The organism is Flectobacillus rivi, from assembly GCF_030056655.1.
Lineage (GTDB): Bacteria > Bacteroidota > Bacteroidia > Cytophagales > Spirosomataceae > Flectobacillus > Flectobacillus rivi.
In genome coordinates this window covers 313,643-339,247 of sequence record NZ_JASHIE010000003.1, presented here as the reverse complement: position 1 = coordinate 339,247, position 25,605 = coordinate 313,643, and the positions used below count along the sequence as shown (strand labels likewise).

The window sequence follows — 25,605 nt, the reverse complement described above, 5'->3', positions numbered from 1 at the left end:
GGAAATCTGCTAAAGTAATAATGCATATTGTACCTAAATTATAAAGAAGCCTTTTTAGAGTAACTACCCAATGAGACTCTAAAAAGGCTTTCTGTCGAAGAATTCTTGTTTTTGTATTAAAAAACTACCTCATGAAAATTAACCTAAGCTTTGATTTTCCCATGTAACCATTTTCTCACTGGCTCATCATATAGTTTTAAGCTTATAATTGCCAAAACAATAGCTCCTCCAAAGGTTAGTAAAGCCGTTGGCCAAGCTTCTACAAGGGTTATACTTTTATGATTACTAATCCATGCCACATAAAAATAGACTAGCACATAGTGCGTCATGTATAAAGGATAGGAAATGTCTCCTAGAAATTTACAAATTTTATCTTCGTTTGGATGCAATACTCCACTGGCGCCGATATAGACAATCAGCGGAAAAATTACGATGATACAAAATGCTTCAAACAGTCCATTTAACCATAAATTTGATGCTCCGCCGATTCTTGGCATCAATAAAACTGCTACCACCAGAAGGCTACACCACAAAAAGGCATTTTTAATTTTAGTCGGTTGAGTGACTCTGGATAAAAGCAAGCCAGCAAAAAATGGGAAAAGAGTTCTTGTAATCCCAACCCGCATGTGTTCATAGTTGAGTGTCCATCCCCCAGTGACATCACCGTTTGGATTGGTGACTGCAAAATGTATTAACAGCAAAGCTGACAGCGATACAAATATGGCGAGTGATTTATTGGATAACTTTCGAATACCAAGAGCATACATCATATTGGCGATGTATTCGAAGAAAAGTGACCAACCAACACTATTGAGCGGGTGCATTTCTTGCCAACCTCGAATATCCATCGAAAGTGGTATCGGTAAAATGGTGTACCCAATTAGCATTACAATGATGAGTTTCCAAAGTGGAACTGTATGAATCATTGGCCAAATTGTAGAGTCTGTAAAGTAAAAGGTGATTCCTCCAAGCGTCATACCCAAAATTACAAGAGGTTGAAGCCTGATTAACCTCCGACGAAGAAAGCTTTTAAAAGTTAGCGTCTTCCATCTATCATCATAGGCATATCCGATGACAAAACCAGAAAGGAGAAAGAAAAAATCAACTGCTAAATAACCGTGGTTTACAACGTTGTCAAGGTGACTACTAGCGAGTGGTTCTGCAAGGTGAAAGAATACAACGAGCACAGCGGCTACTCCACGAAGCCCATCCAAAATTTGAAAATGGGGCTTCGAACTTAAATTTTCTTGATTCATTTAGATTAAGTGTTTGTTTATCAGTTTTTTATAGAATTTGGGTTTGTTTTAAAGAATAGGGCGTTTTTCTATTTACTGTAATAAATGAGTATAGTTTTGGGTAGTTTTTCTATTTTTTAATATTCGAATGTGCCAATGCACAAACCAAAACCATGGACGCAGTTTCGGTTTCATCTATTACTATCGTGACTCTTTCACCAACTTTTAGTGCTGAGGCTGCAATGGGACCTGATGAAGTTTTGACTATCGTTTGGTTTGTTAGTCGAATTTGTTGTATAACACCATCATTTCTTTTGATGGTAAATCTATTTACACCTGTTTTGATAATCTCGCCGGTACCGCCAGTTCCCCCACATAAATCTTCGTTTTGAGCTAGCTTTTTAGGTTGTAATTGACTTGAAGCATTTCCTTTTGGAAAAAAGGCATAAAAACCTCCAAACGAAATAATTAAGACTAATAAACTAGCCACAATCATGAGGGTATATTGCTTCTTTTGCCACCAAAAGAGATAGATTGTATAAGTCCAATAGCCGATCATGACACCCAAAGCATTTAGGATAATATCGTCTATGTCAAAGATTCCTACCTGTAATATTACCTGCATGACTTCGATGGATAGACCTGAGCAAAAACCCAAAAGCAAAGATTTTTGTGCAGAAAAATCTTTAAACACCAAAGGAGCTAATATCCCTATTGGAATCAATAACCCAATATTTCCAAGTAAGTTAATACTGGCGATAATAAGTCCTTTGTGACCGAGAAGATACGGGTAAATGGTGGTGAAGGGAATAAAGTTTGGGGCATGTCCAGGGTTTGTTCCTGAAAAATTTAACATCAAACCTCCAACATTTATCGTTGGCAAGTCTTTGAATACCATGATTTTGATTAATAAAGCACAGTATAGCAAAAGAAGAGTTACGGGTAAAATTTTAATTTTCACAGTAATTTAGAGTGTTTAGTATAGCGTATGAGGTATTTGCCAAATATACATTATAAAGAAGTATGGTTTTATGTTGTGCTGTGTTGGTTGAATGAATAAGTTTAAATTTTGCCAGTAAACCAATCGTACCCGACTATCCTAAGGTATTCTTTTGGGACTTTATTAATGACCTTGAGAATGTTCTGATTAGTTTCTGATTTTCTGCTTCGAAGAATAAGGAATTTCCCAGTTCTCTCTCCATTAGGTCTTTTTTGATAGGCGATGAATTCCAAAGTATCAATTTGTCGTCCTCGCCATTTATACTTGTATATTTCGGTATCGCCTGCTTGTCCGTAACAGATTCCACGAATGATTTTTTCTTTTGGTGAAAAAGTGGGATTCATAAACTTGTAGGGATTTGCCACAAAACTACCTTGTGTTTTTTGTAAATAGACCTTGCTAACAGCTCTTAGACAGCAACCACAACAACTATATGTTTGGATGACATAATCTTTAAATCCATCACCATCAATATCTTGTATGGTGTCTGAGACATATTCTAAGACGTCTTCTTGTAAAGAAAGAGCCTTTTTGAAATCGTTACCTGCTTTTACAAAAACATCGATTAAAATCTCCTGTTGATTAACTCTTCGGATATTAAGATGTGATTCGTTTTTTGAAAAATAATAATCTCTACTAATATGAATTTGGTACTCAATATTTGGTTTGGAGTACTTGATTCTTTTTAGGAACTTATTTTTAGCAATGTGCTTTTGTGCAAAATTTAAGGCAAATTGAAGAGAAGAATCTACTGGTTCTTTTAACTGGGGACTTTTTGGTAGTTTTTTAGAGTCAGCTTCAGGTATATGAGTTGAGTTGATAGGCAAAGGTGTCAAAACGGTTACTTCGACCTTATTAGGCGACTTTTGAGCACCAATAGTACTCAAAAAAAACCATATCGATAAAGATAGCATTGAAAATGAAACGGTTAGGTAATTTAGCATGGATTCATATTTGATATATCAGCATGTGCTATTCTTTTAACATCCAATTATGGTATGTTTACCAACTAGCATCAACAGTTCATTATTGGTCGCAGGTTTAGATAAATAAAGGGTAGTTCTTTCACTATTATAGTGGTTGGAGGTATCCAAAAGTAAATCCAAAATTCCATCTCCATCCATATCACCGACGAAAAGGATACTGACCATCGTATCATCAAATTCTTCAACACTCACCAAAAGCGTTTTTCTGATTTTACCGTGAACCCTTGTAGTAATGAAGAGTTTATAATTTTTTACCTCATATATATCGGGCTGATCAGAAAGCTTTATCTTTTGGCCTGTAGCATAAATCTGATAGTTGTTGCCCATGTAATTGAGCTTTAGGGTATCTTGAGGATATACATTAGATTTTGGTACCTCAATTTTTTGGATTTTTCTCGGAGTCAAATAATTCATAGTTTTTATTAAAACCAATGAGGTGTCTTTACTAGCAGTTTTTACTTGCCACCCACTTAGATTATCTTCCTCCGAAATTCGATCGTTTACTTGTGTAAGCTCCAATTTAGTTTTTGAAAGGTAATAACCTTGTTGATTTTGGAAAAGCCCAAATCACTCCTCATTTGCAGCCTTTGGCCATACCTCATCGTTATGAAATACTCCCTCAGTTAAAAGCCGAGTGGGTAAAAGACTATCAGCCATTTCTGTTGATTCAGAATCGGAAGAATCTTTGAATTCGTAAGACAGGATGGAAGAGGCGGTGTCTTTGCTTGTGAATTTCACTTCTCCTTCAGGATTTCTATTTTGATTATGGCATCCAATAAATGCCACTGATAATAGCAGAATGAAGATTTTAAACTTTTTCATAAATAGATTTAGGTCGTGAAGTAAATGGCTTATTTGCTTAGTCCAAAAAGCTTAGTAATATTTTTTTCATAATGTCCGTTCACTTCTATTTTGGTTATTTCCTCAACAGAGATTAGCAAGAATTTTCTGTCAAGTGTTGAAGTTGTACCAAATTCATGAAACAGTAAGGTGTTGTTATCGATTTCTTCAACCTGTCCAACAAAGCAAATATCTTTAGCCAAATGTTGAGTGTAAATGGTAAGGACACTAAATTCTTTTGCCAAATCCACTATGAGTGAATTAATGTTTTCAAGATTTATCGAAGATTTCCACGAAGTTTTATGTTCTAAATCTATCAATTTACTGATACTTTGAAGGTCATTGCCTGCCCATCGTAATCGTGTAATATCATTCCGATAAAGAATGCAAATCCCATCAAATTTGAAATTGGTATCAACCTTTTCAAAAATCAAAAACTCATCTGTAAAGTCCAATACATACCCGTCGTAGGATTCATTGAAATGGTCAGTATATAAGCAAGTTAAGGTATTTTCTTCTATTAGTTTTTGTAAATATTTGGTGTGAATTTCCATTTCCTTCATTTTTAAAAAAGCCTAATTAATAATTTCTCCCTTATTGTTATCTAGTTTTTCTTTAAATTTTTGTATTTCCTCAGGGCTACGGTGTGCCCATTCTTTTATTTCTCCAACGATTTTCAATGGTGCTTCCGAACGATAAGAACGGGTTGGGTTTCCTGGGAATTTTTTATCTGTGAGATTGGGGTCATTTTCATAACTTCCTGTCGGCTCAACCACATAGACTCTTTCAGTACCTTCTCCATTTGCTAGTGCTGCTGCTAAACCTGCACCATCCACCAAGGCAGTAAAATAGATATGGTTCATTTTGAGATTGTTCTGATAATTTGATTTTCCACCCGCTACTAAGAAATCGCCAATTGATAAATCTGCTTTTGTTCCATGATAGAAAGGACCGTTATCAGAAGGGCTGTATCGATGAGCCTCCGACTGAGCAAAGAGTTCCTCTGCTTTTTCAAATTCACCTAATGATTTGTAACATTCGGAGATAGTGAGATATATAGTAGGCAAGGCTGTATTGACAGCGGGACTATTTGATTTTAAGGCAAAGGATAAGGTTGACTCTAACCAAAATATCTTTTGCTGAGTGTCATCTTGGAGTTTGGCGATATAGTAGGAGGTAAGATACTTTTCAAAATCGTTATTTGCCTCATTCCATCCTTCTAAATAGATTTGTAATGCTTTTTCACGATTATTTTGGGCTTCTAATTCCATGCCTTGTAAGCATAATTTTACAATTGGATTGAAGGGAGAAAATTCCATAAGTAAAAGGTTTATGATAGTTGAGTATTATTGATGCTTTTGCCAGGTATGTAGAGCAGTGTATTGTTTCTAGCGAAGAGTAATTTATGTGTTCCATCGACGATTTTCTTAACTCTACAACTACAAATGGTACCATGGATTTCATTTATTCACATTAAACAAAAACTCTCTTTTAGATTGTAATTCTGTGCGGGAGATATAGTAAGAATGAGGCATATTGTCATCTTCATACAGGTCAATTTTAATATCGAATGATCGTGATAAATTGACTCTTATGATACCATTCTGATTTGGCAGAACTTTATATAATTTTTGTACTTCTCTCAATCCGAAGAGTGGGTGTCGGAGATAGCTAATTTCCACAGTGTCATCACTTTGCTTAATGTCCCTGTAGTTGTTAAACCTAATTTCAGTGAAAACTGAATTTCTTTTTTCTGGCAAACTTGGAAAAGAATTTGATAGAAAAGCTGGGGTAATTAGGAATATGCCAGATAAAGCAATATTCGTTGTTGAACTATAAAGACGAATTTTCTTGCTTATCATTAGAAACCAAAGTACGCTTACTGTAACATAAAACACAATAAATCCATATATAGGGTTTATAAAAACACCTAAGTACCAACAAAGGTATTCCAGATTTAAGCTTAGACAAGATATTAATAGTCCAATAAATGCAGCTTTAGAGGGTTGAATTTTAGGAATGACTCTCGTTAATAGTGAAATAAGGACGAAATTTCCCAACAGAAAGATATAGTCACCTCTAGCTATAAATAACAAGGACATGTGTACAACTGGAAGTATGATGATAAAATTTGCAATCATCAAAAAAATAAAAAATTGTAATACGTGTTTCAGAACCATTATTGCTTGGATTTGAGAAAAGGTGATGCTAATAAAAGTTTAGTGCTTTGGAGCTGGAAATGGAGTCATTTAAGGTCAATCAAACTTTAACCTGTTTTACATTTTCTTTGCATTAAATAGTTGTTTTAAAAAATAAATGAAGTGACTTGACTAACAGTTTTTACTTTCCACAAAGTTTGATCATGTTCCTCCATAATTGGATTGTTTACTCACGCTATCTCCAATTTCGATTTGCAAGATAATATCCATGTTGATATATGAAAAGTCCAAGCAAAGCCTATGACAATAGCTCACCGTTATGAGAAAATCTTTCAGTTCTTAACTGAGTAGATATAACACCACCTGATTCAGAAGAGCTAAGGTACTTTTCAAATCCATTATTCACCTCATTCCATGCCTTGTAAGCATAATTTTACAATTGGATTGAAGGGAGAAAATTCCAAAAGTAAAAGGTTTTATAACTGTTGAATATTATTGATGCTTTTGCCAGATGAGTAATGTTGAGTCTTGCTTCGAGCGAAGAGTTACATCGTACTTATGTATTCCGTAGACGATTTTTATTATTCCATTTCCACAAATAGGAAAATTGTAGTTTTGTCTACCATGTCCATTTATTTTTGCCTGTGGCAAACCCAGTGGTATGCTATCTTGAACAGAAATGCTTTCGTAATTATTTAGCGTCAAGGAATCTGAATTTGCCAAGTGAAAGTACTGACCCTCAAATTCAAGAGAATCGAGAGCATATCCAGTTTTATTAAAAATCATAATTTGAAGCTTATTCTGATCGCTCTCCAAAACGTACAGTAATAGAGCGATCAAAATTGCTAAAAAAGATGAAGAAATAATTCTATGTATATATACCAACTTAATACCCATAACTCTCTTTTAGTTTTCGCATAATAAGTCTTACCCCTTGTTGTGTATTGTTGTTGAATGAATTGGTGAAAATGATATAGGCTCGAAGTTTTATACGATCGATATGCACTAGACTAAAGTAAGTAAAAGCGCCAGTACCAGAATGAACAGATAACTCTTTATTGTTTTCATAAATATTAAACCAGCCGAGCGAATAATTTTTGATTCCTTTATGAATCAGGTTGTAAGTTTTAGCTGTCAGATAGTTATTATGCCCTTCAAGTCCGTCAAGGTTCATTTGAATGAATTTTATATAGTCTGTTAACTTTATGTTGAGGTCTCCTGAGGGTTCGGTGAAATCCAGATGAAAATCATTTTTTGATGGAACGGGCGTAAGTACGTCATTTTCGGTGAGGTGCCCCCATGTATCTTTATTGGTTTGATTTTCAGGCCATGAGAGTTTTACATTGAGTTTTAAATCCCGATTAAAGACCTGATCCACTAACTGCTCCCAACTTTTACCCGTAACCTTTTCTACCATAAGTGTTGCAAGGGTATAACCTGCATTTGAATAAACAAAAGGATGCTCAATATCTATTTTTACAGGTGAAAATGTAAGAACGAATTGGGCAAACTGTTTTCTTTTTTGGATATTATTTCCCTTAAAGTCAGGGATTTGCGGATCATCCTCTCCTTGAAATGGTAAAATCCCAACCCTGTGTGACAGTAAATCCTGAAGGGTCATTTTGGCATATTCAGGTTTGCTCTTAGATTTCCAGCTCGGGAACAAGTCAAAAAATTTGGTGTTCCAATTGAGTTTCCCTTTTTCTACATATTTGGCAATAATGAATGCTGTCATAGCTTTTGTATTTGAGCCAATATGGAAACGGTCGTTCAAGCTGGCCGTATCGGTAAGTTGAATCGAGTGTTTTCCTAATGCTGCTATCTCCAAAACAGTTTTAGCATCCACGACTGCATAACACAACTCAGGTATGCGGTAGTGTTTTCGAATGGAGTCTGCGTAGGCAACGTTGTTTTGTCCTTTGCAAATACAGGCAGTGAGTAAGCAAACAAGGAGAAGGATATTTTTCATGGTGATTAATTAGGTTTTGCTAACGGTCATATTGGTATCTATCTTGAAATGGCAAAATAGGGATGCTAGAAAATTGTATGAATGCAAGATTTGAATGGTTTTGCCTTCATAAAATATTGTGATGTTTGTATAAGGATGGAAAATCCTATATTTCTGTTGTAAAAAAATAAAGCTAGATTTCAATAAAAACGATAAAATCGAGAATTAGTCTGTCCAGAGTGTTCCAACAGAGTAAGTTCTAGCCTTTCCACTGATAATTACTCTATCTCCAAGGTTTTCACAATACAACTTACCGTTCCTATCTGAAATTTGTGAGGCTTCAAGTACATTTTTTCCTAATCTTTCTGCCCAAAAAGGAATCAATGAACAGTGAGCTGAGCCTGTGACGGGATCTTCGAGTATAGAAGCTTGAGGAGTAAAAAATCTAGAGACAAAATCATCTTTTAACCCTCTGGCAGTGACAATTACCCCACCTGGGTCGAGGTTTATTTGGTCAAATATTTGCCTATTAATCTGTATATCCTTAATGTCCAGTTCACTTTCATAAACTAACATATAGTCTCTTGATTTGAAAATCTCCTTAGGTTGAATACTCAAGGATTGGGAGATAATCTCAGGTAATGCTGCCTTTGTTGGCATTCTTGAAGGAAAATCCATTCGATATACATCACCGTCGACTATCACTTTCAACTCACCACTGAGTGTTTCAAATCGAATAATATCAGAAGAATAGCCAAGTATAGTTTTAAGACAATGGGCCGTTGCCAAGGTCGCATGACCGCATAAGTCCATTTCGATTTCGGGGGTAAACCATCTTAAATGAATATAGTCTTTGTGTTGGACAAAAAAGGCAGTTTCGGCGACAGCATTTTCTTGGGTTATTTTCATTAATAAATCGTCAGGTAACCAATTTTCGAGAGGTACTACACACGCAGGGTTGCCGCCAAAGACACTGTCTGTAAAGGCATCTATTTGATATAAATCTAGCTTCATGTTGATGATCAATATTATTCACTACTTTATTTTAGTAAGCACAATTCTTTTCACTCCATTTATAAAGTCCATGTAAGTGTGATAGACTTGCCAATTTCAAGATTTCTCCAGTGATTTTGAATGGTTGCTATTTCTTCGAGGCAATTGTCTAAGCTGAGGTCGGATATTTCAAAATTCAGATGATTGATGAATTGAGAAAATTGCTGTTTTGGCAAATGCCCAGCATATACAGATTGTATAGGTCCGACGATCTGCTCAATAAATCGAAGTTCAGGAGTCAAAGGGTTTTCTTTTCCGAAAAGCTCTTGAAGCGAATGCCCGATTGAAAGCATTCCCCAGAAGCCTTTATTGAACTGAAGTTGCTTTTCGATCACATAGTGACAAATATCATGTAAAAAATAAGTCTTTGTCTCAAGCGTAAAATGCTCTTGAGTTGTATCATCTCTGGTAATGCTGTATTCACAAGCATACTGAGTCTTTTTACAAATTTCTATTAACATAAATATATTTTCCTACTTTGATTAGAAAGAGGTAAACAGGTAAAATAATTTGCTTTAATCAACTCGGCAAAAGTTAAGTGTTTAAGTTATATACGCTTATCGAAATTTATCAGTGGGTTTTATTACTATATTGGTAATGTCCTATGATTTTGAAACTAAAGAGACAATCTTCCAATACTTGCCCACTGCCAATGTTATGAACAATCAAATATCGCTGCTGCCCGATGGTTTTCTTTGATGAAACAAGTCCAATATGGGTAAGTCTATCTGAAAGTTGCCAGCACACAATATCTCCTGGCGTATAATCTTGAGCGTTTTTCGTGATAGGTTTAACGATGCCAAATCTAGAAAAATAGGTCATCAAATTAGGAACCCTTCTGTGGTCTATATTTTTGTCAGGGCTTTTAAGACCCCATTTTTGGGGATATTTTTTGAAATGAGATTTCATATCTTCATGAACCTCTTTTTGCAAATCAACTCCCATTTTTCTATAAGCTCGGATGATTACATCCGTACAGACGCCTCTCTGTGGTGAGACATCACCATTGGGGTACGGTATAACGGTATAAGTTGGATCGTAAATAACCTTTTGATGTGTGAGAGACAATGCCGCTTCAGCTAATTTTTGATAAAATGTAGGCTGAATAAAGCCAGTAAAAATCAAAATGCTAAGGAAAATAACGGTAATTGAATAATTTCTTTTCATAGCAAGAGTTAGTAAAATGACCTTGTTTAGCAAATTTTATCTCAAGAGGAAAACCTAATGATTTGATGTCTCCGTACGACAATTTATTTTATCCTAGGCAATAATGCAAAATAAGATTGTATTATTGTGCTTTAGGCTGTAAGCAAAAATGTTTCCATTTTTCATGAGAAAATCGTCTAGGGTTTTAGCTTACAGTGTACAGCCTAATACCTACTTCTAACAAAGTTGATTTAATCTTATTGTCCGTAATGATGTTTTACCTAACAGTTTTTCAAGCCTCTGATCCATTATAAATTTAGAAAATGGCATTGATAAGTTTTTTAATAAAGCCACCTATGCTTTTGATAATGAACTCAACAATACTCTCGCTGGGATTATTTTGAGAAATATTTACCGAGGCAGTATGTTTCTTCGAAGGTGTCTGGTTTGCTCCTTTAGTAGCTTCTGGACTTATTATAAGCATTAATTCGGCCGCATCTGGCTCCTTCATGTTTTGATTATTCTTATACATGAACAAATTGATCATAGTTCCATCTGAACTTGTAATACTCTTGGTAGAACCACTATTTAAAATGGTTATCTGTGTGCCATTTCCACCAGTGATAATACTTCTGTCGCCATTTTCCATTATTGTAGAAACGGAACCGTCTGGGTTAACCATGGTTGCTAGATAACCTTGTTTGACAAGCGTTGTGACATTTCCGTTTGAATGGGTGATTATTTTATGGGTTGGTGTACTATCAAATACAGTGCTTATTTTCCCATTCGGGTGGATAATAGTTTTAGATTGTCCATTTTGGTGAATAATGGTTTGCACACCGTCTGGGTGCACAAGGGTGATAGAGCCTTGTACGAAATGATTAGTGTCATTTTCGGAAGGAAAACCCGCTGCGAAATAGGACACAAAAGGTGTTGAGGAAGTCAATAGGAGGAGAGACAAAATAGTATTTTTCATGTGTTGAATAAGTGTCTAATTCTTTGATTTTCTGGAAAAATATTCGTTCAAATATACAGTTGGATCTAAAAAAGTCATTTTTCTCCATCCCTGCCGACTTTTATCAATTCTCCATAAATATGGAATAATAGTTTCAATAGAGTAGTGTAAATGTGGGCTTTTCCCAGATGCATTTCCAGAATCTCCAACTGTCCCTATCATGGTTTGATGGTTTACAAAATTTAAAATATGAACAGTAGTTTTTTCTAAATGTGCATAATAGTGAAGTCTCCATTTGGGGCCGAGTATAAAAATGATTTTTCCTCCGATTGGAATTTCACCCTGAAATAACACAATACCCTTAGTCGCAGAAAAAACCTTTGTGCCTTTTTTCGCGAAAATATCAACTCCTTTATGAGTAACTGATTTTCCCCAAGGGTAATACCAAAATGATTGTTGGTTATAGCTACTTTTTGCAGCTCCTTCGACAGGCATCCTCAGGTTCTGTGGAATACAAAACCCTATGACAATAATAGTTGCGATATATAGAAATGATTTAGAGAGTTTTATTTTTTTCATGGCTAAAAGGTGGGAAGGAAGACCTCAGTTTATCTTTTCTGTTTATGTATCAAAGTCTGATTTTGTGTTTTGTATTCATCATTTGATTTTTCATCATGAGATTTAAAGAGTAAATTTTTTTAATTCTAGTTTATCATCTGGAAGAATAAATTTATACTTGTAATGTGCTTGTTGTGAGATTGTTAGATTTTGTGGTATATAAGAAGATTCTTGCTTCTTGAGCGATGTGCCTATTGTTATTTAGGCATATTATTCTCTTCTAAAAGCCTTTGCAATTGATTTGGATAAAGTTTTATGGTAATTTGGTTTGATTCTATTGACTGATTATTGTAAGTCATCATAAATTTATACTTCAAAGAGATTGTACCATTTTCCTGATTGACAGGTGAAATATTATAGCAACTAACAGTATTGGGTAGAAAATGAATTTTTGGGAGTGGTTTACGACAGAGCCATCCTGCTTTTCTCCTTAGAACTATCCATTTGTTTTCTGCAAAAATATACTCGATTAGGCTTTGTGGAGCTGTACCGATGCTAGGGACTGCGACCTGCTTATTCGAAAAATTAAAGATATACAGCTTTAAACCATCCGAAGATTTTTCTAGCAGATTTTTCTGATTGTCTGAGATTAGCAGATGTAGCACTGTTTTTTTCAGTCGAGGAAGAGTATCTATTTGCTTATCATTCACTTGGTTTGCCACCCTTTGCATAAGATTGAGAGGAGAAATATACCCTGTCTCTTTTACAAAAAACTGCCAAGTTTGTTGATCTTGTCTGGAAACATTCGTTTCCCTAAACAATAGATTTCCTAAACTATCCTCTTTGCTGATCCAGTTGGTTTGAGATTGTGCTTGTTTGCAAACACAGAGAAGAGTGATTAAAAAAAGTAAATATTTCATTTGCCGTGGTGTAAAAAGAGGTTGTTTTAAAGAATTGCTTAGAGATATCCTATCAAATCAAGCTTTAGGAAGTGCGTCTGAAAAGTAATCATTGAATGTGGTTTACCACTTCCAATTAAGATTTGTGGTATAATCAATTTCAAATCTTTGTGCGATTTGCTTTAATTCTGACTGCAAATCTTGGATGTTTTCAACTGGATTTTTTGGAATGATAAATGTATCTCCAATTTTTAATTTCAAGTAAAAATATTCGCCGACCTCAACAATTTCTCCGATTTGTCGAAGTTTTAGTTGTGTCTCACCATCCTCAGAAATCGACCTTAAATAATCTTCAGTAAGTACTATTGTAAATTCAATGTCGAACTTATTACTTACATAATCTCTTAGCTGGGTTCTCAATCTTTCTTTATATGATTGCTTATAATAAGTTGGATAAGCGATAAGTGTTATCAATCCAATTATTATCATGGTATATCCTAAGAAGTCCTTTTTAAAGTAAAAAGAAAAACTAACTGTAATAATGTACAAAACGGTAATTGTTATCATACTTATTTGTCTGAACTTTTGAAAAGTTCCTTTGCTCTTTATAATGAATAACTGACTATTGAGAAAGTCATCTTCAGATAAGCTATATGTTAAAGTCATAGTAAGTAATAATGTTTATCGGTTAATTTATTTTTGACTATGAAGCTGTTTAAACTTTTCAAAAACAGTTATATTGATTTATTCTTCGCCTTACTTTTTAACTAGGCGTTCCCGCCTTGATACAAAAAGTAACCGCAGCGGCGGCCGCAAAAAAATCAAGAATTTATAATCGGAGTGGCGTCCCACCTCGCTTCGCTCAAACAGTATAAATTCATTGCTGACGCAAGTAATTTTACGAAAGTTTAAACAGCTTCTATCTCATTATTCAGTTTTTTACATAAACCTCAAACAGTTTATATCCATCGCTGGTCTTAAGAAATTCAAATCTTTCCTGATAATCAAGTTCAAAATTGATATCAAATTCAGATGGTTTCCAATTTGCATCTACCTGAGGAAAACTCTTTAGAATAAGTGGTTCTTTTCTTTTTACATAGTAGTTTATGGCAATTAAGAAAGCAGGAAACTTCTCTTTTTGGTGGCGCCCACAAGCGTCTAGATATTTTTTATAAACAGGTTTTTCTATGTCGACGAACATTAAATCTCCATTCATAATATTGATTTCTTTTAGGGAATTGGATTGAAATCGTTCAGGTGTAACTATTTTGCGAATAAAAGTATTGAAATTTTTTTGATAGGAATTACTCGTAACTAATTTCTCTGATTTAATTTGTAAACCTGAAAAAAACAGCCTTTTCAAATTCTCCTGATTGTTAGATTTTAGAGCGGACAAAAATTTCGTCTCGAACCAATGTTTGAACTCTTTTTGATAGTCTATAAATGAATAGGTATTCCCATTTTTCCCCTTAATAGTAAACCAAATACTTGTGTCTAAGTCAGCTTGATTTGTTTTTAATGAATACCAATTAATATTATCTGGAAGGTTGTGAAGACTATCAGCCAAAATCTCATTTTGATCGTTAACTAAAACTTGGATTCCTCCTTTCCAAGCTAGATGTTCACAGTTTAGTGTATCCTCCTTTTCATCCCAGCATGCACGTTTTGCATTTATAAGTGCTCTGGACACACCATTATAAAACGGAGTGGCATAATTATAAATGGCAGGAATGACGGCTTTCCCATTTTTATCTAAAAAACCAATTCTGTCATTTTTCCTGTTTTGGAATCGGATTTTCCCTTCACTTTCACAATCAACAGTATAGTCTAAAATATATAAGCTGTCTAAACCAACTTTTTTTCCATTTTTTAAGAGATAATAGGTCTTGTAATTATGCAGATTTTCTTCTTTTACAGAGATGATATTGTAAAATGAGTCAGCTTGGGTAAAAAATTTTTCGAACTTGGCAGAAATTTTAATTTTACCTTTTAAATCTTTGTAGCCATATAAATTCTTGGCTTTATCATGGTAGCGTATCCAAACGTCGTTTTTTTGTCCTAATGCTAATCCATGATATAGCATAACGATATTGAAGACTAGGATAAATTTTACCACTTTGAAATCAAGGTTTAGCATAATTATGTTGGATTAGAAGAATCGATATTTATTGGCATGGAAAGATAGAACTATTTACGAATATTTGAAATAGTTGACCCAAAAGCATATTTTCTTCGTATAAGTAAAATTATCTGATGAAAATATGCCAATTAATCTATCGGTTATTAAGAAGAATAAAGCTTATTTTTAGCTGAAATCACTACCAAAGTTCAGCCATTTGTTCATCCGTATCAAGAAATAAAATCCACTTTCTGTTCTTACGGATATAGGTATTGGTCGATAATTCTACCTGATCTAATATAGAGGCTTCGTAGAATTTTTTTGAAATTGGACGCATCGTTCTGAAGCTTTCCATCACTTTCATATCGGAGAAGAAAATAATATTTTTCGCTGGGATTGTTACCGCGATGGTATCAATATCAATAATTTCTTTAATACTCGACTCCCAAAATTCATCCAAAAGCATTATGGAAGGATTCAGATTACTATCAAATTCCAAACGATAAAAAGGCTTGATGGCAGGATTGCTCGAGGAATAATCCATAATCGAAATTTTACAATCTTCATTTACTCGGTTGATGAGATTTCGTCTGCCTGCGTCACGTATATCATCAAAGGTTAGTCCAAAGCTCAAGAGATGCCTTGTGGTTATAAACTCAAAATTTTCGCCCATATCTATTACGTAGCAAACTACTATTTCTTCTGCGATGGGGTCTTTAAGAATTTCTCCTGCAGAAATCGAATTGATACTAATCTTTGGGTCATCAGCTCTTTTAATGACAGGGAAAATACTTTGTCCAAGGTTTATAGTGCCTTCTCTAGCCTTTTGTAGTTCAGAAATAGGTATGTCGAAGGCGGATGGTTCTTGATTGCTTTCGGTGTTTTGGTTTTTTTTGAAAAATTGATCGAAAATTCCCATGGTTTGGTGTGAAAAGGTTTTATATTATTTATTTGAATACTTTATTAAAAATACGAGATAATCAGGTGTTAAATTGGACTGTTGGCGCTACCGAGGTTCTCTCAAAATATCTTCTAACGAAATTTTACCATCTTTAAAAAGTCTTGATTTGTACTCGATACCTAGTTTATCTAATAAGCGAGCCATATTGAAACCAGTGGCGTAAAAGTAGGTAGTTTTGTCAGTCAAGTACAACCACTTATCCTTTTGAAGATTATAGTTCTTGAATTTTGCAAATGATTTAAAAGAGCTATCAGATTTTAGCAAACTTTCATCGGGTTTTCTTATAGCAAAATCCTTGTATAACGAAAATTCAACATATCTGGCAGTGCCTTCCATGGTTTCATAACACTTTTCAAATTTGTCAAGGCTAAATTTATGTTTCTGTTGAAATTGCCATCTTCTTTGTTTTCGTTTTCCCCAAAAAGTCTGAATAATCTTCTTTGTTTGGATACTATCTTTTTCGGCAATCGCATCGATTAGTAACTGGTTTTCGGCATCGATTGATTGTTTAAACCAAGGAAGTTTTTTGTAGAAAGTCGTCAAACTATCTGGTTGGATCTGTACGATTTCGTTCTCATAATAATCCATATAAGGTTTGTGCTTATACTGAAAACCGTGAAAATATTCGTGAATAATCATAGTAGTCCATTCATCCATAGAGCCAACATCTGGAATGGTTTTGACGGTTTCTTCAAAACTACTACACATCATGAAAGGTGAATGGTAATTAAAATCAGGGGTAGGGTCGCCCAAAGTCATGCCTGTCTCCATGTGAAAAGGAGAGTCATCCACTCTTTTTTGAGTTTTGTAAATTTTGATAGTGCCATCCTCTAATACGAGTTCAGATTTGAAAGTTTTGAGGAATTTTTCGGTAGGATTTGCCACATAAGAACTCGAATCAGTAAAATAAATTAATGGCACATCGTATTGAGGATCGTCGAATGTCATCCATGTATTTGCTTCTACGGATTGTTTTAAGTGATACACAAATAGGATTCTGTCAAATATCTTTTGTTCGGGACGCTGTTTGTCTTTCTGGCAACCCAATAGACAAAAAAGGAGTAAAAGGATTGGTGCTTTATTCATAAATGATTTGATGGAAGATTTTGGCGTAAGAGGTTGATGATATCTTCAGAATTAAATATCTAGTTAAAGACTTAGTCTTTAACTTATTTTTTAGCAGTTTTAAAACTGAAATAGACTTATAATTGGTACTTTGTTTTTTATGTTAGGTTATAAATTATCATTTTGTGATAGCACATTTATCCTTGGCTGAATGACCCAAATTCCAACAAAGAAAAACCATATCAGGAAAAAATCTCCCAAACAATCACCAAAACTTACCTTTTCTTGACTTTCTACAGTTTTTATAACTTTTGCAACAAAATATATGCAGTAGAACACACAAAACATTGAAAATAAGTGAAGAGGAAATATCATGAACAGAATCATGGAATTGGGCTCAACCGACTGACTCATGTTAAAAATAAAAAAGCATATAAGTCCAATATAAACGACTGGGAAAACCAAAAAGGTTTTGAAGAGCGTTAGATTCATTTTTACAGAGGAAGGTAATTTTTGGTGCAAATTAGAGCCAACAGCATAAAACCAACCAAAATACGTACCCATGAATACAAGCGTCAAAAGCGGGAAGAGATAAGAAATAAAAAAAAAGTTAGCTGGGGTTTTACTTGCAAATATTGATACTAATGCAACAATTTGAAAAATGATTGGTAGCCCGAAGGAGATTCCGAATAGTTGCCAATGTTTAAGTGTAAGAAATATTTTCATTTGAGTTACGGTTAAGAGTCAACCTTTATTTGCTAGAAGTATTAATTTCTGCACTAATTTAGAAAAAGTAGCTTATGAAGTTATAATTGAATCGGCAAAATAATTATATCAATACCAATCGGATAGAATCCTAAGAAATGGTCGGTGTTGGATAGGAATCCAGCACCAGCTGGTGAGGGGAATAATTTAAACTTGGTTAAATATAGAAAAAATCATCCAATTAATTTTGCCAAGGTCCATTACGCTTTACCTGATAAAATCTTGTTTTATCAAAATTATATAATCCTTGACCAGTACCCCACCATACATGACCTGATTGATCTTGGAACATACTTTGTACACAACAAGTAAATCCATCCGCAGAAGTGAATACACTAAATGCCTTAGGGTTCGGTAATGGAATGGATGGATTGAATCTAGTGGTGCTACCTCTGGCGGTAATCCAGATTATCCCAGATTTCTCTATTAATATGCCCCAAAACTCAGTTCCTCCTAAGCCATCTTTAGCGGTATATTCTGTAAATGTTTTACCATCATATTTACAGATTCCATTTTTGAACACAAACCACATATTGCCTGCTGGGTCTTGTGCAATTCCTCCTGCGTAGTTTTCTCCTAATTGGGCTTTTTCATTAAAATTTGTGATTGCTTTTCCATCATATTTAAAAACTCCTTGATTGGAGGAAGCGAACCAAATATTTCCAGTTTTATCTTCAAATATATCGGCTGTGTTGATTTCTGGTAGTAATGAAAATAAGCTAAAACTTGGCTTCCCTTGCTGGTCTGCCTCGGCATTATATTGATACACGCCTCGATGAGTGCCTACCCAAATTTTACCAGATTTGTCTACAAGGATACTTCTACGACTGATATCTAAATGCTCGAGTCCGTCTTTTTGATTAAAGTTTCGAAAGGTTTTACCATCGTATCGATAGACTCCTTGGTCTGTTCCAATCCATATATTTCCTTGATGGTCTTCATTTATGGCAAAAACGCTATTTGAAATAAATCCTTCTGAGTTTGAAAAATATTGTAAGTTTTTTTTGTCATAACGTACCACGCCATCACCAATGGTGCCAAACCACAAATTCCCTTTTGAATCTTGAAAGATACTCCTGATGTATTGACTTACTAAAGTGGTATCAAAATCTGGCGCTAACCCAGTTGTTTTAAAAGATTTTACCACTGTAGGAGCTGAGTTATTTTCTTGTGTTTTCCATTGTCCAAAACAAGAAGATAACAGTGTAAAAAGGCTAAAAGTGATAGTTGTTTTGAAAGAGATCATCTGGATTTTGAAGGTTAGAGGTTCATGATGGACAACTTTCTACAATTTAACGAAGTAATTTTTTCTTTTCAAAGAAAGCTCAATATTGTTGGAAACGATACAAGCTATAAAAACAAAATTGGGTCAAAGAGAAATCCACTATCTCATTGACCCAAAGAATACAAAGTATCTAAAAAGGGATAAAGTTATAAGAAGCTTTTGAGAAAAGGCTTGCCTTGTAAAGCTTGAATAAGAGTACTTAAAGCAAGAAGACCATATACAAGAGCGAGTCCAAAGGTAAGTTTGGTATCTTTTAAGAAATAAAAGGAAACGATTGGCAGTATTTGTAAAGCATGCATTCCAATAAAGTGTGCAACTCGCAAATCTCCAACCGTTTTACTCCATGCAATAATCCATAAATTTGAGTTATCGTTAAGCGCTCCTACACTATGATTGAGTCGTGAGCCCATGGCAAAACCTTCAAGAGAGAAAATTACAAAGAGAATAATTCCAAATCGTATGGCCCATAGGTAATAGGTTGGTAGTAATGGGAAGTCATCATTGAAAAATAAGAATCCAACATAAGCAGTGTAAAGCGTGACTACAGTTGCCGCAATTGCCATTAAACCATACAATATTGTATAAAGAGGAGTCGATAAATTATAGTGTGAAAGCTGTCCCTTACTTGCTTGAAAGGCAATATAAATGAGTTCAAAACTCCATAAAACTACTACTGTCCAGTTGAATAAGATTAAATTAAAATTGGGTAAATAATGACAATACCATGCCATCGTCCATGAATATACACCCAGTGATACGGCAAATTTAAAAGGTTTGTACCACGCGCTTATGCCATAGATTTTCAAAGGAGAAATTTTTGAGAGCATCAAAAATACAATCCCTGCCCAAAGGCATATTTGACCAAAATAGAATAAGGTTTCGTTTCGATTTTTTAATTCTTGGATAAATTCCATCATCTTTTATGACTTATTAAGTTCTTTTTATCTTCATCATGCTATTTAATGGTAGGTTTTTCGCCCTTGCTTACTAAATACAATTGCTCAGACATTCCGTACAGATTTGTCCCATTGGTATTATTCAAAACTAAAATACATCTTTGGTCTTCAAGCGAATGTATCCAGTTTGAGCTTGCACCTAAAATCCCGCCAGTACGATAAATAAAAGGGTTGCTAAATGTTCCATATCCATCGGCATACCATACACCAAAGGCAACATTGCCTAGTTTGGGATTGGGTTTGAGTAAGAGTTTGGTCGTAGCGGGTTTGAGTAACTTCTCTTGAAAAATCCCTTGATCAAATTTGAATAAGTCTTCAGCTGTTGAATACATCGCACCTGCGCCGAAGTAATTTTCGGCAAAGTAAGGTTTATCTTTCGTAATAACCTTGGTGCTGTCATCAACAGAATAGGAAGTCGCAAGTCCCTTTGGATAATGTTGAGTATGAATCATTCCCGAATGAGTCATTTTTAACGGTATCAGAATTTGCTCTTGGAGAACTCTTTCGTATGGTTTTTTTGTAATGTTCTCAATTATTTTGGTTAGAATAATGTATTCAACATTGCTGTAGATGCTTTTGTCTCCTGGTTTATCGACAACATTTTCACTACAATACAGATTGATAAAATCATCAAGTTTCAATTGTTTCTCGTAGGGTTTCATGTCTAACTTAGCCCCCTTGTCGGGAATACCTGAGCTGTAGGTTAACAAGTTTTCGATGGTTGCTACATTTTTCGCATTGCCTTTATAGGAAGGAAAATATTTACCGAATGGAACATTCAACTCTAATTTGCCTTTTTCATAGAGTTGTAAAATCAGTACAGCTGTAAATGCTTTGGTAATGGATGCTATTCTAAAAGTTGAGTTATTGGTAATCTTCGCTTTAGTATCTCGATTGGCAAGCCCAGTTCCACCCAGAAATTCTATTTTCCCTTCCTTTGCTACCAATACTGTCCCATTAAAATTTTGATGAGTTTGATAATAATTTAACACTTCAGTATATGGGCTATTTTGGCTGAAAGCCAATGGGGCAATAACGATGAAGAGGCAAATAGAAAAATACTTCATGAGGAGGAATGGTTTTATGAGGATTTAATAGTTAAGGTTCATACTTTAAACTCAAAATAACGGGAATCTATATAAGCTGTAACAATGAATTATTTAGGGCTTTTCTTGAGATGTTCAAGATATTGAATAGCTTGATGCTGGTTATAGTCCTTTCCATCTAGCTGCTCTTTTACTAGATAAGTACCGTAATTTTGTAACCTAATATTTTTGCCAGTCGGAATTAAATTTAGCTCTAAACAAGTGACACATTCCGCCACCAACCAGTCTGTTTGTGCGGTATGGTCATCTATGTCTTTGATAATGAACTCAATCATACTACTACATTTAGTACATACTTGTTCAATTATTTCCACTTTTTTTTGAGATTCAAACATTTCTTGTAAGTATGAAATGGTGTCAAGGGTGGATCCATAGAGCCAGTTGTTCAAATCTTCACTAATTTCTACTTCTACCAACGAGGCTAATTCATATAATAAATCACAGACGAATTCATTTTCTTCTGTATCAAAATCATCCTTTTCCAAAGTGGCTAACTGTGAATTAAAGGTCTTTTGGAGTGTTTTAGATGCGCAATTTTTTTCAATATTTTTTATGAGTTTTTGAGCAGTAGTGTTAAAAAAAGCATTCAATTCTTGACTCATTTCATCACTTGATGGAAGAAGCCCTCGTTGATTCCATGCTTCTTCGGAGAATTTATCTCTTTTTATAAACTCTTCTAATTTCTCGATTTTTTGTTCTTTTGATAGCATAGGTAGGTTGGGTTTTTATTTGGAATTATATCTATAATTTGAAGACAGTTCAAGGACGAATAATTAAAAAGTACTGCATAGGAATCCAGCACCAGCGACTGAAATAGTAGGAAGAAAAATGAAAGTAGTCAAATTGTCACTTGTTGAGAATTTAAAAATTGATCTGTAATTTTAATAGCAGGTAAAAACTAACCAAACAAAAGGGCGTATCCAAGTCCGATGGTTATAATTAAGAAAAGAATTGTTATGAATACATCAGATGAGTTGTCTAATAGATATAAGAATATATGCTGTTGTTGAACTTTTATTTTGCCTTCACTCTGTCTCAACCTACGAAAGGTTTGGTTTAACTCCTGAAAGTCCATTTCACCAATACTGTAAAGCTTAACTACTTTGCCATTTTTGAGCAGTATTGTAGTTGTTATATGATAAAAACTACAGCCTGATTTCGAAAATATACCCTCGTTGACAATAACCTTTTCTTTCGTTTGAAGTAGACTCCTTACTTCTTCAAATTTGAATTCCTCCCTCATTGGTAGATTCAAATGATAAACACAAAGTGTTTTTTCGCTAAGCTTAATGCCTCGCATGGTAAGGAAATAATACAGTGCGGTTAACGATAGCGTTTCAAAAAATATAATAAATGATATAGATAAAACGCTGAATTGCGTGTTTACACTTTTGATTATTAAAATACTTAAAAGCTGAAAACAGGCAAAACTACAAAGGGTTATACTCAAAAGAATAAGCCTCGGTCGAGTTTTGTAGATGATTATTTCCCTTTCTGTCATTGATTCTGAATATACACTAGTAAGATTACTAGTAGAATGACTAGCTTTTGCTTCATGTATTTTACCGGTAATTAATAGATAAAACTCTTTCCTAAAAGGTTCTCCTTACTGACATTAATGGATAAAAGTAGAAAAAAATATAGTATCGTTTGGGATAAAATCCCAAGAAATAAAGAGTGCTGGATAGGAATCCAGCACCAGCGACGATTTGACCTTCTCGAAAATTATCCAGAATACTGGGTGAGTGAAAGAAAGGATAGTCAGCCGGACTAGCAATATAGGTTTCTTGTACACAAGAACTAATGAGTATAGCCAATAGGTAGGGGAGAGTCTTCATGTAGATGATTTTTATTTGAGGTGTGCTTAAGGATTTTTTAGGAGTAAATAAGGTTTGTACTAATCTAATAAAATGAAAATAGGAATATTCTAAAAATAACGCAAGTATTAGGTTTTGTTGAAAATTAATCAAAAAGGCGATTGAAAAACTAATTTCAACCGCCTTTTTTGATACTATATGTCAGAAATTTTCCTATCTATGAAAAGCACAGTAGCGCTGTTGACAAAACCAAGAATTAAAGAATATCCACTCAATTCGGGATGTCTCACGTAGGTTATTCTCGAATCAGCTAGTCGATTACAATACTATCAATCCCTTTTTGCAAAGCATTTTCTTGAAGCACTGGTACGTGAAGACCTTCAGCTCTAAATACACTCATATCTGTCATGCCAAGAAAACCTAAAAAAGAACGCAAATATGGCGCTACAAAATCATGTGCTTGTCCTTGCTCATCGGTATATACTCCACCTGAACTCATCGCTACATAAACCTTTTTGTCTTTTACAAAACCTTTCGGTAATCCATCTTCTCCATAACCAAAGGTAATTCCACGTCGTGTGATATGGTCTATCCAAGCTTTCAAGGAGCTGTGAATGGTTCGATTGACCAATGGTGCTCCAATGACAAGTATGTCAGCATCAAATAGTTGGTCAACTAATTGATTGGATAAAATAAGATTTTGTTTGGTGTCGTCTGTTTGATACTCTGTAGGGGTAAACATTGCTTTAAGCGTTTCTGGACTAAGATGAGGGATACCCGTTTCTACCAAATCCAACTGCTCAACGATACTATTTGGATATTTTTCGAGGATTTTGTTGACAATCGCATTACCAAGTTTTCTACTGAATGACTGCTCACCCATGATACTAGAATTAAGCTGTAATATTTTCTTTGAACTCATTATTTTATTGTTTAAAATTTGTGGTTCAAAGGTAGATAAAGTAAGTATTTGAAAGATAGCAGTTTCCCAAAGGAAAGCGGTTACCTTGAGGAAAGCTATTATGTTTGTATCATGAAAACAAATTTGACAAAAGCGGAGTGCTCAAGCAATCTCAAAAATGTGATTGATGCCTTGTATGTATTGAATGGCAAATGGAAATTGCCTATTGTTTTGAGTTTAGTGAACTCTCCCAAGCGCTTTAATGAGCTCATGAAGGATGTAGAAGGTATTTCCCCAAAAATATTAGCTCAAGAGCTTAAACACTTAGAACAAAATGAGTTGGTAGTGCGAAAGGTATTTGCTACAACTCCAGTAAGTATCGTGTACGAAGCATCAGAATACAGTGAGACTCTAAAAGACGTATTGAGAACCCTAAGCGATTGGGGCGCTGGTCATAAAAAGAAGATTTTAGGGAGATAAGCTATCTCTGTTTGGAATAATCAATTATTGAATCGACTTTATGTTATGGGGTATTCTAAGAAATTGCAAATTTCCCTAAATCGCCTTAGGCCGTTTTCTACTTTTTGAACTCCGTAGCTGCGACAGAAAGCTGACTATCTTGAATGCTGTCGCAACTACGGAGCTGATGGAATGACTGATTTCTAGAAAAATCCTATTAAACAGACATATTTATGTTGTATAATTGATAAAGCTTATTTCCCGTAAGTGTTTGATTATATTTTCTTTAGAAAGAAATTCTTTTTTTCCAAAATGAAGAATCTGGCCATCTCTGTTCTTTTCTATAATAAAAACCTTTAGTCTCATTATAGTTGCCCAAGATATTTTGTATGCTGTCTTCGTAGGCTTTTAAAGCATTTGGGTTGCTGGAATGATCTGCTATTGCCTTGGCCGCAAAACTCCCAGAACTCATTGCGAAGCCTATTCCCATCGACGAAATAGGATCAAATGAAGCAACAGCATCGCCAACCGCCAAAAAGTGATTTTGACCATCCATTCTAACAAAATGTGAAAATGCATTTCTCGTCCATATCTTATGGATTGTTACAGATGATGGAAGTTTCTTTTGGATATGTTTGGTCTTTAGAATCTCTTTAACCCAATTCTCAGCTTTGTGAAGTTGTTTTTCTTTTACAATATCAGCATCAGAAAATAAGGACACAACAACTTTGTTGTCGGGTAATGTGGCAAAATACCACCAACCATCTTCCACAGTTTCAACAAATATTTCTTGCGTCAAGGCTATATTTTTGTCAAAATGTAAAAAAGTGCCTACCGCCACCAGCTCATCATGTTGTTCAAAGTCAAGCCCCACTTTCCTAGCCACATAGCTTTGTCGACCACTTGCATCTACAATGTATTTAGCTTTTATTTTGAATGAGCCTTTAATTTGATGCTCCAATAAAACCTCCCAAAATCCATTCTCAAAAGAAAATTCAAGCGCTTTTGTTCGCGGTAGGACAGTTGCGCCACTTTCAGATACTTTTTTTAGTAACAGTAAATCAAAATTTTCTCTATCAAGCTGATAACTATCATGTTGAGTGTTAAATATTGAATGCCTCGAAGAAATATTGGAGTTGCCCCATGCAGCAAGACTGTCAAATGCAGGTAGGAATGTTTCGTTGTCAAAATCATTTTTAGTAATACCCATGTATTCAAGAATATCAAAAATGCTGGCATTTACTTGCTCACCCACTCTCATTGTATTGAGATTACTTTGCTCTAAGACTACCACCTTGAAATTGGTGTATCTTAATAAACTTAAAGCGGTGGAAGACCCTGCGGGTCCTCCACCAACGATAAGCACATCTGTTTCAAATGTACCAGTCATAA

27 protein-coding genes are annotated in these 25,605 nt (G+C 34.7%); 1 reads left to right on the top strand and 26 read right to left on the bottom strand.

Annotated elements, in window-relative coordinates; all coding sequences use genetic code 11:
• Positions 1 to 143: 143 nt before the first annotated feature.
• The 25 genes from QM481_RS05750 to QM481_RS05630 all read right to left on the bottom strand — a co-directional run bounded on the left by QM481_RS05750 (position 144) and on the right by QM481_RS05630 (position 23,775).
• On the bottom strand, positions 144 to 1,256 hold the full coding sequence (locus tag QM481_RS05750) for an acyltransferase family protein (RefSeq protein WP_283381017.1): 1,113 nt from the start codon (positions 1,254 to 1,256) through the stop codon (positions 144 to 146).
• Positions 1,257 to 1,365: 109 nt separating this feature from the next.
• A complete protein-coding gene (locus QM481_RS05745; protein ID WP_283381016.1) occupies positions 1,366 to 2,196 on the bottom strand; it encodes a VanZ family protein in 831 nt (276 codons plus the stop codon).
• Positions 2,197 to 2,297: 101 nt separating this feature from the next.
• On the bottom strand, positions 2,298 to 3,179 hold the full coding sequence (locus QM481_RS05740; RefSeq protein ID WP_283381015.1) for a hypothetical protein: 882 nt from the start codon (positions 3,177 to 3,179) through the stop codon (positions 2,298 to 2,300).
• A 36-nt stretch (positions 3,180 to 3,215) separates the two neighbouring features.
• Positions 3,216 to 3,635, bottom strand: coding sequence for a hypothetical protein (locus tag QM481_RS05735; protein WP_283381014.1), 420 nt, complete (start codon positions 3,633 to 3,635; stop codon positions 3,216 to 3,218).
• A 153-nt stretch (positions 3,636 to 3,788) separates the two neighbouring features.
• A complete protein-coding gene (locus tag QM481_RS05730; protein ID WP_283381013.1) occupies positions 3,789 to 4,043 on the bottom strand; it encodes a hypothetical protein in 255 nt (84 codons plus the stop codon).
• 29 nt (positions 4,044 to 4,072) lie between these two features.
• Positions 4,073 to 4,615 carry a hypothetical protein gene (locus tag QM481_RS05725; protein WP_283381012.1) on the bottom strand — a complete coding sequence of 181 codons (543 nt, stop codon included), beginning with the start codon at positions 4,613 to 4,615 and terminating at the stop codon, positions 4,073 to 4,075.
• Positions 4,616 to 4,636: 21 nt separating this feature from the next.
• The gene (gene arr / locus QM481_RS24885; RefSeq protein WP_445451972.1) at positions 4,637 to 5,107 is read right to left on the bottom strand and encodes an NAD(+)--rifampin ADP-ribosyltransferase; all 471 of its coding nucleotides are present in this window, start codon (positions 5,105 to 5,107) and stop codon (positions 4,637 to 4,639) included.
• 1,605 nt (positions 5,108 to 6,712) lie between these two features.
• Positions 6,713 to 7,117: a hypothetical protein gene (locus QM481_RS05715; protein ID WP_283381010.1), complete on the bottom strand. Its 405-nt coding sequence runs from the start codon at positions 7,115 to 7,117 to the stop codon at positions 6,713 to 6,715.
• Positions 7,107 to 8,189 carry a serine hydrolase domain-containing protein gene (locus tag QM481_RS05710; RefSeq protein ID WP_283381009.1) on the bottom strand — a complete coding sequence of 361 codons (1,083 nt, stop codon included), beginning with the start codon at positions 8,187 to 8,189 and terminating at the stop codon, positions 7,107 to 7,109. The genes QM481_RS05715 and QM481_RS05710 overlap by 11 nt, the downstream gene beginning before the upstream one ends.
• A gap of 204 nt (positions 8,190 to 8,393) precedes the next feature.
• A complete protein-coding gene (locus tag QM481_RS05705; RefSeq protein ID WP_283381008.1) occupies positions 8,394 to 9,182 on the bottom strand; it encodes a PhzF family protein in 789 nt (262 codons plus the stop codon).
• A gap of 59 nt (positions 9,183 to 9,241) precedes the next feature.
• Entirely contained in the window at positions 9,242 to 9,682 is a 441-nt protein-coding gene (locus tag QM481_RS05700; RefSeq protein WP_283381007.1) for a hypothetical protein, read from the bottom strand.
• A gap of 109 nt (positions 9,683 to 9,791) precedes the next feature.
• A complete protein-coding gene (locus tag QM481_RS05695) occupies positions 9,792 to 10,388 on the bottom strand; it encodes a DUF1287 domain-containing protein (protein ID WP_283381006.1) in 597 nt (198 codons plus the stop codon).
• A 295-nt stretch (positions 10,389 to 10,683) separates the two neighbouring features.
• Entirely contained in the window at positions 10,684 to 11,343 is a 660-nt protein-coding gene (locus QM481_RS05690; protein ID WP_283381005.1) for a hypothetical protein, read from the bottom strand.
• 15 nt (positions 11,344 to 11,358) lie between these two features.
• Positions 11,359 to 11,901 (bottom strand): M23 family metallopeptidase, encoded by a 543-nt coding sequence (locus QM481_RS05685; RefSeq protein WP_283381004.1) that lies wholly within the window; start codon positions 11,899 to 11,901, stop codon positions 11,359 to 11,361.
• A 236-nt stretch (positions 11,902 to 12,137) separates the two neighbouring features.
• The gene (locus QM481_RS05680) at positions 12,138 to 12,800 is read right to left on the bottom strand and encodes a hypothetical protein (RefSeq protein WP_283381003.1); all 663 of its coding nucleotides are present in this window, start codon (positions 12,798 to 12,800) and stop codon (positions 12,138 to 12,140) included.
• Positions 12,801 to 12,902: 102 nt separating this feature from the next.
• Complete coding sequence (locus QM481_RS05675; protein WP_283381002.1) at positions 12,903 to 13,445, bottom strand: YcxB family protein; 543 nt, start codon at positions 13,443 to 13,445, stop codon at positions 12,903 to 12,905.
• Positions 13,446 to 13,710: 265 nt separating this feature from the next.
• Entirely contained in the window at positions 13,711 to 14,895 is a 1,185-nt protein-coding gene (locus QM481_RS05670) for a WG repeat-containing protein (RefSeq protein ID WP_283381001.1), read from the bottom strand.
• Positions 14,896 to 15,097: 202 nt separating this feature from the next.
• Positions 15,098 to 15,817 (bottom strand): DUF1444 family protein, encoded by a 720-nt coding sequence (locus QM481_RS05665; RefSeq protein ID WP_283381000.1) that lies wholly within the window; start codon positions 15,815 to 15,817, stop codon positions 15,098 to 15,100.
• 87 nt (positions 15,818 to 15,904) lie between these two features.
• Positions 15,905 to 16,945, bottom strand: a complete 1,041-nt coding sequence (locus QM481_RS05660; protein ID WP_283380999.1) for a hypothetical protein — start codon at positions 16,943 to 16,945, stop codon at positions 15,905 to 15,907.
• 147 nt (positions 16,946 to 17,092) lie between these two features.
• Positions 17,093 to 17,650, bottom strand: a complete 558-nt coding sequence (locus tag QM481_RS05655) for a hypothetical protein (RefSeq protein ID WP_283380998.1) — start codon at positions 17,648 to 17,650, stop codon at positions 17,093 to 17,095.
• A gap of 220 nt (positions 17,651 to 17,870) precedes the next feature.
• Positions 17,871 to 18,935 (bottom strand): ligand-binding sensor domain-containing protein, encoded by a 1,065-nt coding sequence (locus QM481_RS05650; protein ID WP_283380997.1) that lies wholly within the window; start codon positions 18,933 to 18,935, stop codon positions 17,871 to 17,873.
• 185 nt (positions 18,936 to 19,120) lie between these two features.
• On the bottom strand, positions 19,121 to 19,891 hold the full coding sequence (locus QM481_RS05645; RefSeq protein WP_283380996.1) for a hypothetical protein: 771 nt from the start codon (positions 19,889 to 19,891) through the stop codon (positions 19,121 to 19,123).
• Positions 19,892 to 19,929: 38 nt separating this feature from the next.
• Positions 19,930 to 20,997: a serine hydrolase domain-containing protein gene (locus QM481_RS05640; protein ID WP_283380995.1), complete on the bottom strand. Its 1,068-nt coding sequence runs from the start codon at positions 20,995 to 20,997 to the stop codon at positions 19,930 to 19,932.
• Between the two features lie 89 nt (positions 20,998 to 21,086).
• The gene (locus QM481_RS05635; RefSeq protein ID WP_283380994.1) at positions 21,087 to 21,746 is read right to left on the bottom strand and encodes a DUF4844 domain-containing protein; all 660 of its coding nucleotides are present in this window, start codon (positions 21,744 to 21,746) and stop codon (positions 21,087 to 21,089) included.
• 1,417 nt (positions 21,747 to 23,163) lie between these two features.
• On the bottom strand, positions 23,164 to 23,775 hold the full coding sequence (locus tag QM481_RS05630) for an FMN-dependent NADH-azoreductase (RefSeq protein WP_283380993.1): 612 nt from the start codon (positions 23,773 to 23,775) through the stop codon (positions 23,164 to 23,166).
• A gap of 111 nt (positions 23,776 to 23,886) precedes the next feature.
• On the opposite strand from QM481_RS05630, the gene QM481_RS05625 reads away from it, so the two are divergent.
• Positions 23,887 to 24,234, top strand: coding sequence for a winged helix-turn-helix transcriptional regulator (locus QM481_RS05625; RefSeq protein WP_283380992.1), 348 nt, complete (start codon positions 23,887 to 23,889; stop codon positions 24,232 to 24,234).
• Between the two features lie 265 nt (positions 24,235 to 24,499).
• Here QM481_RS05625 and lodB read toward each other — a convergent pair whose 3' ends face one another.
• Entirely contained in the window at positions 24,500 to 25,603 is a 1,104-nt protein-coding gene (gene lodB / locus QM481_RS05620) for a lysine-epsilon-oxidase maturase LodB (protein WP_283380991.1), read from the bottom strand.
• Positions 25,604 to 25,605 lie beyond the last annotated feature (2 nt).